Source organism: Akkermansia sp. AE01SA01 (assembly GCF_036417395.1).
Lineage (GTDB): Bacteria > Verrucomicrobiota > Verrucomicrobiia > Verrucomicrobiales > Akkermansiaceae > Akkermansia.
The window spans coordinates 896,737-908,962 of record NZ_CP143890.1 but is presented as its reverse complement, the minus strand read 5'-3'; the positions used below and the strand labels follow the sequence as shown (position 1 = coordinate 908,962).

Annotated in this window: 5 protein-coding genes; 3 read left to right on the top strand and 2 right to left on the bottom strand. The window is 59.5% G+C overall.

The genetic code is table 11. The features are described from left to right. Positions 1-116 precede the first annotated feature (116 nt). From ykgO to V3C19_RS03715, 3 genes are all read left to right on the top strand, one after another. Complete coding sequence (ykgO, locus tag V3C19_RS03725; RefSeq protein ID WP_065529996.1) at positions 117-281, top strand: type B 50S ribosomal protein L36; 165 nt, start codon at positions 117-119, stop codon at positions 279-281. A gap of 86 nt (positions 282-367) precedes the next feature. Continuing rightward, positions 368-1,507, top strand: coding sequence for a homoserine O-acetyltransferase (gene metX, locus V3C19_RS03720; RefSeq protein WP_295873961.1), 1,140 nt, complete (start codon positions 368-370; stop codon positions 1,505-1,507). Positions 1,508-1,913: 406 nt separating this feature from the next. Beyond that, positions 1,914-2,327 carry an OsmC family protein gene (locus V3C19_RS03715; protein ID WP_067571486.1) on the top strand — a complete coding sequence of 138 codons (414 nt, stop codon included), beginning with the start codon at positions 1,914-1,916 and terminating at the stop codon, positions 2,325-2,327. 129 nt (positions 2,328-2,456) lie between these two features. Here V3C19_RS03715 and V3C19_RS03710 read toward each other — a convergent pair whose 3' ends face one another. Both V3C19_RS03710 and V3C19_RS03705 read right to left on the bottom strand, forming a co-directional pair. Beyond that, positions 2,457-3,293: an autotransporter outer membrane beta-barrel domain-containing protein gene (locus V3C19_RS03710; protein ID WP_302389391.1), complete on the bottom strand. Its 837-nt coding sequence runs from the start codon at positions 3,291-3,293 to the stop codon at positions 2,457-2,459. Positions 3,294-4,770: 1,477 nt separating this feature from the next. Continuing rightward, the gene (locus tag V3C19_RS03705) at positions 4,771-11,940 is read right to left on the bottom strand and encodes an autotransporter-associated beta strand repeat-containing protein (RefSeq protein WP_302389373.1); all 7,170 of its coding nucleotides are present in this window, start codon (positions 11,938-11,940) and stop codon (positions 4,771-4,773) included. Positions 11,941-12,226 lie beyond the last annotated feature (286 nt).

Below are 12,226 nucleotides of genomic sequence, written 5' to 3'. Positions count from 1 at the left end.
CGCTCCCGGGAGCGGCCCGCAACAATTTTCCTTTCGGTAAAGAAATGACTTTACAATTCTTAACCAAACGGTATATTCCGTCTCCCGAACCGAACACCAAACCGGAGTTATACACCATGAAAGTTCTTTCTTCCTTAGCCTCTATGAAGCGCCGCCACGCAGACTGCCAAATCGTGAAGCGCAAGGGCACGCTGTATGTGATTTGCAAGAGCAATCCCAAATTCAAGGCCCGCCAGGGCGCCACGGCAGGTACGCGTCTTTCCAAGAAGGGCGTCAAGTAAACCCTGGCCCAACACAGATTTAAAAAAGACCGCCGCCCGCCGGGTGCCGGTCTTTTTTTGGTGACCGAACTCCTTCCTACATGCCCATGCAGCTTCCCTACGTCCAAACCAGATTCCTGGACCTTCCCGGCTCCTTCCCCCTGAGGAACGGCGCCGTGGTGGAGAAAGTGCGCATCGCCTATGAGCAGTACGGAACCCCGTCGCCGGAAAAGGACAACGTCATCCTGCTGTTCCATGCCCTTTCCGGCAGCCAGCACGCCTACGGCTATAACCCGGACGTGCCGGGCATCGGCGCCCTCTGGAAACCGGAAAACCATGAAGGCTGGTGGAACAGCATCATCGGCCCCGGAAAACCTCTGGACACGGACCGCTTCTGCATCATCTGCGCCAACTACCTGGGGGGCTGCTACGGCACGACCGGCCCCGCCAGCCCCAGCCCCGTGGACAACCTGCCCTACGGCTCCCGCTTCCCGCATGTGGAAGTGGCGGACCAGGCCCGCTTGCAGGCGCTGCTGCTGGACAGCCTGGGGATTGAACGTGTGCATCTGGTCGGTCCGTCCGTGGGCGGCCTGATTGCCCTGAGCCTTGCCTGCCAGTTCCCGGAACGCGTCAAAAGCTTTATTTCCATCGGTTCCGGCTACAGGGCCTCCATCGAACACCGCCTCTCCCTGTTTGAACAAATCCTGGCCATTGAACTGGACCCGGATTTCCGGGGCGGAGACTATTATCCGGGCCCTTTCCCCAAAAAAGGGCTGGCCTTCGCCCGCATCATCGGCCACAAATCCTTCGTTTACCAGGAAGGGCTGGAACAGCGCGCCAGAAAGGAAGTGGGCGGCCAGTCCGGCATGCTTGCGTGGCTGAAGCCCACCCGCAGCACGCAAAGCTACATGCTGCACCAGGGCACCAAATTTGCGGAACGCTTTGACGCCAACTCCTACCTACGCATTGCGGACATGTGGGCGGAATTCGATATCCGTGACCACACGCCGGAAGGTACGTTTTCCGCCGCGCTGGAAGGATTCCGCCGGGAAACAATTCCCGCCCTCATCTTTTCCATTGATACGGACTGCTGCTTCCGTCCGGCGGAACAACAGGACTTTGCGAACCAAATGGAAAAAGCCGGCATTCCCGCGGAATTCCATACCATCATTTCCACCAAGGGGCATGACTCCTTCCTACTGGAACCGGAACTTTACGCGAAACCGATCCGCCGCATTCTGGGATAATACCCGGTATGCCGCAGTCTGGAAATGCCGATTCTGCGGCCTTACGGATTTTCAGCGATATTGCGCTCCGGCCTCCGCTCCGCAACAATTCCGGGCCTCGAAAAGCGGGAACCTTCCGCTACCAAGTCCCCAGGCTCCGGAAACATAAACCGCGGTAACCCGGCGTTTTCCCTGTTTTTTTACAACCTCGCCCGCCGGGAGCGGCAGGATTGCCGCCCTTCCCGTCCGCAATTCTTCCGGCACGGAGCTATGGCCGTCCGGAACACGAAGCATGCCTCAGAGAGATACCGTAATCACCGTAACAGGCCGCATTCTCACCCCTTCCCTGTTTTCTTCCCTAATAATTCAGGGACAAAACTGACAAACTGCGGATGAGTCCGCACCCGGCATTTCCTGTCATACCATTATGACTGATGATAAATATACTTCCCGCACGGAAAACGTGGGGCAATTCCGCTGTGAAACCACGTACGCCCGCTCTGAGGAAAAAACATTTACAGACCTGTCCGCCAGTTACGGAGGCAGGGAAAAATACCCCACTCCCGGCATGCTGCTGGGGGCTACGCTCTCTTCCTGCATGATGAGCCTGCTTTCCGTAATTGCGGCCAGAAAAGAAGTTGACTTGAGGGGGATGCGCATCCTGGCCCATGCCGTGGAATCTGAAAAAGGCATTGAAAAAATTGAACTGAAAGCCGTCATGCCCCTGGACGGCAGCCATCCGCTGCGCTCCATGCTGGAAAAAGCCGCCATGACCTGTCCGGTCCGCCGGGCTCTGCATCCGGATCTGGAAACCCCCATCGAATGGGAATGGAGGAAATAGGGATTTCCCTTGCTCCAGGCAGGCCTGCACAGGCTGCCCGCTGATCAAGTCAGGGCCGCCCCGGTTCCTCCGGGACGGCCCTGCCAGCCATGGGAGAATTCTGCCGATTCTCCTTTTCTGAATACCACCCTAGAAATTGTAGCGGTAGCCGATGCTTCCGTTCAGGGAGCTGGAACCGCTGCGGATGTCCGCGTTCCCCTCCATGAAGATCACTCCCTGGTACCCTACCGGAACGCTCAGGCCCACTCCGGCCTGGAACGCCGTGGAGCCCACCTTGGCTCCGTACACCGGGCGCGTGTAGCCCGGATCGGCCAGGAAGCCCACATTGGCCTGCCCGCGGCGGTCGCCCATGTCCTGAGAGACGTTGACACGCACCTCGCCCAGCGCCTCGCGGCCGAAGATGTTGGAACCCACCAGGCCGGAGAGCCTGGCGCCCACGGCCAGGGCGCCCGTGGTCAATTCCTGGTCTTCCACGCGCAGCCCGGCATTTCCGGCGGAACCGCTTTCACGGTAGCCGTCCATGCGCGTCGTGACGATGGAGGCGTTGAACAGGGGCTGGAGCACCACGCTCTTGTCCTCATTCAGCGGAATGTCGTACGCCAGTTCATACATGGCCCCGAAGCCCGCGCCCGTCGTACTGCCGTACCCCTGGTAGCTGCCCGTGCCATAATCCACCGTGCGGGTGAGCTTGGCGTCGTTCCAGCCTCCCGTAAGCACCAGCAGGTGAGACCAGTTGCGGGACTGGTAGCGGGCAAAGAGGTTCACGTAGTAGCTGTCCAGGTCGCCGTCCGCGGTATCGGCCGCGCTGGCTGACAGGCTGCCGTAGTTGGCCGTGAACGCCGCCCCCAGCGTGAAGGAGTCGCTAAAATCCACGTCCATGCCCACGGTGCCTCCCCAGGTGGTGAGCTTGTAGCCGCTTTCATCCCCCTTGGTGTCCAGCTTGGCATAGGAACCCGTGCCCTGCATCCACATGTGGAAGTAGGGCATGTCTTCATTGACGTAGGCGGGGTTGACCCCCATCTGTGCCACGCGGTTGCGGACCCACAGCATCTGGTCCCGCAGGGAATCCCGCTGCGCGATGCCCAGGCTGGTGACGGTGGAGCCCGCGGCGGCGGCCAGCTTGCGGGCCGCTCCGGAATAATCCCCGCTGTTCTGGGAAACCAGTACGGATGTGTACAGGTCGCGCAGCGTGGAGCCTTCCGGCATGTTGTACCGGGAATTCCAGAGAATGTCGGATCCGGTTCCGGCATTCCTCGTCAGGGCGGAGTCGCGGAAGATGTTCTCCGTGCGCGCCTCGCCGGTGACGATGATGGCCGTCATGCTGTCATTGGTGGTCAGCTCCAGATTGTCGTACAGCGAGCTGAGGATCATGTCCTGCAGAGTGACGTTGTCCCCCAGGGAGACCAGGGCTCCGCCCGTCGTCTTAAACAATTCCAGGTTCAGCGTGGAAGTGTCTCCGGAAACCAGCGTATCCAGATTGCTCATGACCAGCGTGACTTCCCCCGTTCCGTCCCCCAGCACAATGCTGCCGCTGGAGGTCACGAAGGGAGCGCCCAAGCCGTCCACCGTCGTGGAGGACGTGGTGATGGTCACCGTGCTGTTCCCCGTTACGCGCAGGCCGTCCGTACCGAGCGTCAACTGGGTCTTGGGCACGTCCGTGCTGCCTATATTGAGCGTTCCGCCGTTCACGGTAATGCCCTTGTAGGAAGCCGTCGCCGGGTCTCCGCTTCCCGCGGAAGCCCCGGCCAGGGTCAGCGAACCGCCGTCGCTGACATTCAGGTTATAGCCGGCATTGCCCGCTCCCTGGATGGTCTGCACGCTTCCGTTGCCTGATTTGAAATTAAGCGTGCCGGAAGCGCCGTCCAGGGTTCCCGTGAAGGAATGGGACGCACTGGAATTGACCGTCATTTCCGCACCGCCCAGCTTCAGCGCGCCGCCGCCCGCCAGGCCGGAAACATTGTTCGTGGAGCCGGCGGCCGTTGAAAGGGCGGAACCCTCGCGAATGTCCAGCAGAACGCCGTCCAGGGAGGAACCGTTCCCCAGCGTCAGGGAGGAATCCGTACCCGTCCCGCCCAGGGTCAATGTGCCGTCTCCGGAAATAGTGACGTCCGTCACATGGCTTCCCGCCGCCTGTCCGGTGACAACCAGCTGCGCTCCGCGTCCCAGGTCCAGCGTACCGCCGCCCGTTCCGGAAGACAGGGTTTCCACCGTCGTCGTGCGGGAGGCGCCGTCATTCCGGCCGCCCAGCGTGATGTCTCCTCCGGCCAGGTTCAGCGTGGAAAGGCTGTTGGCCGCGCCGTTCAGCACGATTTCCCCTTCCGTGGAACTCAGCATGGAATCGTTCCCCGTGAAATTGCCCTCCACCGTCAGCGTTTCCGCTCCTTTCTTGATAAAGTCCACGTGATCCCCGCTGATGGTGCCTCCATAGCTGTTGCTTCCAGCGTCAATATTCTGGACCAAGTCCACCACGGCGTGGTTTGACGCGGCATCCGCCGCCGTATTCGTCACCACCAGGGAGGCGTTGCTGCCGATCAGGTTGCTGACCTTCAAGCCGTCCCCGTTCCGGGAAGCGTCCGGAGCGCCCTCCAGGCTCACATGGAGCGTGGCGCCGTTGATGCCGACGGCCTTTGTAGGGGTCCAGCGTCGCGTAATTGTCGATGTAGGGATTGTCCGAAGTGGGCGTCGTATCCACCAGATAAGTCAGGTCCGTATTGCCGCTGACCATCAGCGTTCCGTCCGCTCCCAGCACCTCCGTGACGGCATAGCCCAGGGAGGCCAGCAGCGGGGAGAAGGATATCTGCCTGTAATTATCCACGGACAGGGTTCCCGTGGTCAGCACCAGCCCTACGCCGTCAATGGATTCCCGGTTGGCGGCAAGCAGGTCCAGCACTGCCTGGTTACTCAGGTTGATCGTCGTGGTGGCGGAGGAAAGCGTGAGGCTGTCCGCGTCAATGACGCCCGTTCCCGTGTTGCCGCCCGTCGTCAGGCTGCCGCTGTCCAGCTTCAGGGTGACTGTCTTCCCAGTCATGTCCAGGGGACCGCTGATCCCCGTCAGGCGCGTGAAATCCTCCATGACGATGGACTGCACCAAGCTGCCGGACAAGCCGCCCAGGCTGATGGTGTTCAGCGAACCCTGCGTTCCGGCGGAAGCGGCTATCTCCACATTCCCCGCGGTTTTGTTCCCGGCATTCAGCAGATTGCCCTTCGTGATCAGGATGACGTTGGCCGCATTCTGGGAAGCCAGGTCCAGAGCGCCGTTGTTGACGGTTACTCTGCCGGATCCCAGGGAATCGGCGTCCGTCAGGGTCACGGTGCCCGTGCCGGAAAGTGTCGTTGATCCGGAGAAGGAGGTATTGCCTCCAGTCAGCGTCACATTCCCCGTGGTGTCGATCACCAGGGAGCCCGCGCCGGATATGGCCCCGGCCCATGTACCGCCGTCCCCCAGGCGCGCCGTGGCTCCGCCGGCAATCGCCAGGGAGCCCAGGAAGGTATTCGCCCCGGTGAGTTCCAATGTTCCTCCATTGACGGCCAGCGTGCTGCCCGCCGTTCCGCTGATTACTCCCGCATAGGAAAAGTCGCGGGCGAAGGCCAGCGTGGAATTATTCTGAATGTCGATGCTGTCGCCCAGCTTCGCCACCGCGGAGCTGTTCACCGTCACCGTGCCGCGGTGTACCTTGAGCTGGCCGTCCAGATCGACGCCGCCCGTCAGCGTGATATTGCCCACTCCCTGCGTGGAAAACGCCGTGCCGCTCAGATCGCCGCTCAGGGTGAAATCAGTGGTGGCGAATACCTGGTTGCCCGTAAACACAATATCGTTGGCAAAGGTTCCCCCCGCCGTGCCGTTCCATTCCGTGCGGACGTTGGAATCCGCCAGCTTCAGCACGGCATCCGCCCCCATGGTCACATTGTTGAGCTGGAAGTAGCCCGCCGTAACCGCCAGGGTGCCCTGGAATTCCGTACTCATATTCAGTACATTCAGGCCATAACTCGTGCCCAGCCCCACGGAAACGGTACCGGTTCCGGACGCATTCAGTGTCAGTGCCGCATTGTCATTCGTGCCGCTGACGGTCAATACGGAACCTGCTGCTAGCTCCACGGTTTTTTCATGGGCCAGTTCCTTGGCGATGGTCGCCGTCACATCATCACCCAGCATCAGGGCGCCTCCCGTCCACTCCATGGTGGAGCTGGTGAATGCCGTGGCAAAATCGCCGGAGGCCAGATTCAGGGCTCCGCTCTGGAGGGAAATCATCCCCATCCCCGCCTGGACATCCGCCGTCGCCAGCGTCAGCGTGCCTCCGGCGATAGTGATGCCGCCGGAACCCAGGGAATTGGCAACCTGCGCCACCAGTTCCCCCTGTTGGATGGAAATATCCCCCGTCCAGCCCGTATTGTCCAGGTTCAGGGTCAATTTTCCTTCGCCGCGCTTGGTCAAGGTGCCGTCCGCAATCTTCCCGGTGCCGTCGGACACGAATTCATAATCGCTCCCGGCGGCGTTGTTCACGGTGATGGAAGCCGGAGTCACCGGACCGGAAATCGTGACGGTTCCGGCCCCGGTATTATTGAAGACGAGGCTCTTTCCTGCGGCCGTTTCCGAAGAACCGGAAATTCCCCACTGTTCCCCGGTGGTGGAATCGCTCCAATCCAATCCGGGGGTCCCCTGCCAGATCCATACTTCTCCGGCGGAAGTCACCACCAGTTTCAGGGCGGTGCCCGTCTGCTGGAGCGCATAAATCAGCGTTTCATCCCCGATATAACCGCTCCAGTTGAAAATGGCGTTCACGGCGTCAAGACCGCTTGCGGCGCTAATCAGTGTGTATTCCCCGGCCTCCGTAATTCCTTCCAGCCCGTTCAGGGTCAGGGTGAAGGTCCCGGAGCCGAACGCTCCTCCCGCCGTGATGGCGGAACTGATATCCAGAGTCAGGCTGGAACCGGTCGTCACATTCAGGGCGCCCGCGGTGCTCATTCTGGTACCCGCGGCCATGGTGATGTTGCCCAGGGCCACGGCGCTTGTCCCGGTGAAGGCCAGCGTGCCGCCCTGGACATCGGTAAGGCCCGTATATCCTACCGTCCCGCCCAGCGTGAGCGTTCCGTCACTGACCTTGGTCAGGGAAAGCACCCCGTTCTGGTCATAGGAAATGGCGGTAGCTCCGTAGGCAATGGCTACGCCCTTATCTACAATGGAGCCGTTGTACGTGCCGGAGCCCACCGTAAGCGTACGGGCGCCCCCCACCGCGCCCACCTGGGAGTTGGCGGTGCCGTCCAGGGAGGCAATTTCAATATCTCCCAGCACCCGCATGAAAGCGAACCCGGTGGTATTGTCCCCGGAAGTAAGCGCGACGGAACCCTGGGTCATGGAAGAATACAAATCCAGGCCCGCGCTATAGCCGTGCGTGGCGTCTGCAACGACCGTTCCGGTGAAGCCTGAAGCATCTCCGTTAATGATCATTTTCCCATTGGCGTTATACCTGCCGTCTCCTTCGCCGCGCTTGTACGTGAGTGTTCCGTCCCCCGTCAGCGTACCGGTAAAGCCCATTTCCTTGGCCCAGCCCGCTATGCCGGTAACGGTCACATTCCCGTTGACGGTAACGTTTCCGGTAAAATTGTATTGATAATTGGCGGCGTTTGCCTGGGAAGCGTCATTCCATCTCAGGGAGACGGCATCCGAGGCTGAAGTACCCAGCACCAGGTCGGAACCGATCACATGGTGGGAATTGCTTCTGCCGCTGATGTTCAGCATCGTGCCGCCCTGGAGCGTGACGGAGGAACCGGCTGATCCCCAGTTGATGGAGGCCGTATTGTCCCCCACCTGGAGATTACCTTCCTGCACCACAATATGTCCGGAATTGGCTCCCGACAGTCTCAGCAATCCTGCTCCGGTTTTCAAAACGGTGCCGGCCCCCGTAATATTGTTGGCAAAGGTGATTGCGGAAGGTGCCACCAAATTGATGAAGGAGCCCGCATCCGGAGAAAGAGAGAACGCCGGGTTGGTCACAGTACCCAGATTCACCGTAACCGTCGCTCCATTGGCCGCTCCCAGGAAGGAACCCGCTCCCCACGTAATGCCTGAAGCGGGCACGTCCGTATCATAACTGAACGCCAGAATGCCCTGTTCCACGGAAACCGTGGTTCCCGTTCCCAGGACGGAGGCGGAACCGATCACCAGGGTACCCGTTCCTTCCTTGACTACGGAAGTGTTGGTCAGGGCTCCGGTTCCTGCAAACTCATAGCGGGTCGTGGAATTCCGGACCAGTACGGAGAGGGGGGAAACTTCAGAATCCAGCTGCACGCTGGAGACGGGCACCCCCGCCTGGTCCGTGAAGGATACGGCATGTCCCGCCGTATAAGTGGCGGGAGTTCCCCCATCCGTCCAGATATTCTCCGCACCCCAGGCTCCGCTGGCTCCGCCGGCCCACAACAGCATGGGAATTTCAGTGTAAATCAGTTCCCGTCCATTCTGTGAAAGGGAGATGGTTCCTCCCACGCCATCCGCAAAGGATGCCTGGATGGAAGTAATATTGCTCAGCCCGGTGGTGCTCAGAACAGTCATGCCATTCGTCAGGACGCCGAATTCGGACAGATCCAGTTTCAATTCCCCTTCCGCGGACAGGGAGAAGTTCCCGTTCATCTGGACGGATGTCCCCGCGCCGCCGGCCAGCGCCAGCGTGCCTCCGTCCATGTTCAGGTTCCCCGTAAAGAAGGAATCCTGGAACATTTTGACGATGTCAAACCCGGCAACGACCGTATTGGAGAAGGAAATGGCGTGGTCCGAGGTGCTTCCGTAACCGCCCAGCAGCAGGGAAGACGTTCCCCTGACCGCCCCTTCCGTGACGTTCAGCGTGCTTCCTGCCCGGAACACGGCCTTCTTCACGACAAGGGAGGCATTTCCGCTGACGACGGACTTGGCGCCTCCGCCTCCGGCGTAAAGGGCTCCTTCATACGTGCCGCCGTCCAGGGTCAGCGTGGAATTGCCGCCTACCGTTGCGTTCCCCGCACCGCCGCCCCCGGCATAGGAGCCGCCATAAATATTACCCGTGAAAACGGCTCCCGGAGAGGCGATGATGCTCACATTCGTATCCTCGGCGATGGAAAAGGCCCGGGTCGTGCTGGTGCCGGTGCCCCCCGCATGGGAACCGCCCACAATACTCTTGACGAAATTGCCGGATGCATTTCCCAGGTCAATCGTCACATTGGTGCTTCCGGAGATAGCTCCCCCGGAAGCGGCATTGGTTTCATACGCGCTGCCGCCGATGATGAAGCCCCTGGCCACGGAATTGAGGGTGATGGTTTCGTCCGTCTCGCTCTGCATGCTGCGCACGACGACGTAGGTGCTGCCGTCAATGGTGTTGATGGAATTGTGGGCCGCCGTGCCACCGCCCACCAGGGACCCCTTGATCACGGCATTGCCGTCCACGGACACGTAAACGTCCCCCGTGACGGTTGCGTTCAGTCCGTCCTTATAGTTGCCGCCCACCACCCAGTTCACGACCGAATCCCCCTGAATCTGGGTATGGATGTCCCCGGTCACGTTCCACGCGCCGGTACCGCCCCAGTTGTTGGCATAGCTGCCGCCGATGATGATGTTGTAATCACCGTTCCTTACATCCGTCCAGATACCTGTGGTGATGGCCGTTCCCTCGGCAGTGGCGCTGGTATTGTAATAGCCGCCGGCCAGAATCACGCCCGTCAGGCCGTCTCCCGTTCCCGTCACGACATTCACAGAACCGAAGCCGTCCTGCATGGAAGAACCGCGGATGCCGTACAGGGCCATGGTCTGCTGGTCCGCAAGAGTGCCGGCCGCGGAAGAGGGAGCGCTCCCCAGTCCCCAGGCGGGATCCCACACCGTATCGTAAGCGCCGGAGCCCGTAAACGTGATGATGGTTTTTCCGGAGGAATTGCTGATGGTGTACAGTGATTCATCAATGTCCGCCAGCGTGAACCCATTGCCCAGGTTGACACCCAGATCATAAGTTTGACCTATCAGAGCGTCCGAACCGTACAGGTCCTGGAATTCCTGGAAAAGGGAAAAGTCGATCAGGCCGGACGTAAACGTTATGCTCTGCAGAACGGAAGAAACATTGTTCATGGACGTGTAATACAGGCGGCCGCCGTCCACGGTAACGCTCCCCGTGATGCTCCCCGTGCCGTTGGCGAGAATGCCCATGCCCTCTCCCACAGTAAGGGCATTCTGGAAATTCATGGTTCCGGAGGAAGCTGAGATCATGCCGCTGCCGCTTATTCCCGTTACCGTCAGATTGCCATTGCCCGCGTCCAGCCTGCCTCCGGCAAGCACGGCGTTGACGGTTCCCGCCTTGGAAAGGACCGCCCCGGAATTGACCGTATAAGTTCCCGTGAGCGCCACATTCTCCGTGAGATGCACCCAGCCGGACTGTGCCACGAAGTTGCCCGCTCCGGTCATGGAATTGTCAATGACGTCAACCGCATCTCCCGCCGTACCGTAATACGTAATGTACTGGCTGCCGGAAGTAGTGGTGACGGCCGCGGTTCCCAGGGAACCGGAGGCGTTGATGCCCAGGGAGGTGGAATTCCGGGTGATGGAGATGGTCCCCCCCAGTTGGTTCTCCGTGTTGGACAGGGTATAATACGTGTACTCACTGTCTGAGCCGCTGATCGTAAAGCCGTCGGCCGCCGTGAGCACCCCCGTGAACTTGATATTCTTGCCGTACTCGGTCGTCATGTTGACGCCGCTTCCGAACGTGGCTTCCCCGGAGAACGTAAAACCGTTGCCGTTGATGGAATTGGCATCGTAGCTATAGTACCCGCTGACGGGCGGTCCGTCCTCTACGGTCAGCACCGTATTGTCCCCCATGACGAGTTTCTGTGTCCAGTTGACGTTCCCGGAATACAGGGAAAGCGTGCCGCTGCTGATTTTAAGGGTGGCGTCCGGAGACGCGGCGGGCGTCAAAGCCGTATTCTTGTTGGAGTTGCCCAGCGTAAAAATCCCTCCCCCCACATAATCCACCGTGATGGAACCGCCGAAACTGCCGCCGTAGGAAGAGGAATCTCCGGTAATGGTCAGGGTAGTGCCTTCCCCGGTGATCAGGGCGGCCACATTGTCATGTTCCAGCTTGCTGATGCTGGTGTCCACATTCGCCTGCAGCACGGAAGCCCCCGCCGCATAGCTGTAGCCGCCCAGCCTGATGGTGGCGTTCTGCGCCGCCAGGGCATGGTTGAGTTCCAGAATATTATTCCGGGTACCGCCTGTCGTGTTGGAATACATGGAAATCACACCGTTGAACGTACCCGGACCATTCAAAATCAATGAAGAAAGACTGGCGGCGCCACTGGCTACGCGGTTCACCCTCAGAACGGCGTCCGCGGCGTCTCCATTCAAATTCGTGATGGTGGCCGTGCCCGCTCCGGAAAATTGGAGAGTTGTGGATGCAGTTACGTTTCCTGCGTCATAAGTCACTGAACCTCCGGAAGGAACCGTTATCTGGGTGCCGTCAAATGTGATATCCGCTCCAAGCGCCGGAGAAAGCGACACGGTAACGGCAATCCCGGCAAGAGCGGTTATAGTAACGGTTCCGACGGTAACTCCGGCAAAGGAAGTCACCAGTGCGGCCAGCAAACGCAGAGGCAGTTTCAATTTCATGTGATGTATGTTTTCTATATTTCATGGGAGTTAAACAACGGCCTTAAACGAGGCAAATCGTATAGCTTATCGTCATAAATACGGAAATCTCATTTTTCCGTCAAAAGAAAACTTCCCTGCCAAAAAAAAGTTCTCCAAAAAAAAATCAGGAAAACGTAAATACACCCTCTATCTAACAAATATTTCCAGCACTAAAATACCAATCAATTAGTTCACTTTTATCACGTTAATCATATATTGACTTTTGTCTAAGTATGACAAACTTTTTTACCGTTCATTTCCTCCC

Coding starts and splice junctions, on each gene's coding strand:
- ykgO (WP_065529996.1), top strand. CDS start 117: ATGAAAGTTCTTTCTTCCTTAGCCTCTATGAAGCGCCGCCACGCAGAC.
- metX (WP_295873961.1), top strand. CDS start 368: ATGCAGCTTCCCTACGTCCAAACCAGATTCCTGGACCTTCCCGGCTCC.
- V3C19_RS03715 (WP_067571486.1), top strand. CDS start 1,914: ATGACTGATGATAAATATACTTCCCGCACGGAAAACGTGGGGCAATTC.
- V3C19_RS03710 (WP_302389391.1), bottom strand. CDS start 3,293: ATGCAGGGCACGGGTTCCTATGCCAAGCTGGACACCAAGGGGGATGAA.
- V3C19_RS03705 (WP_302389373.1), bottom strand. CDS start 11,940: ATGAAATTGAAACTGCCTCTGCGTTTGCTGGCCGCACTGGTGACTTCC.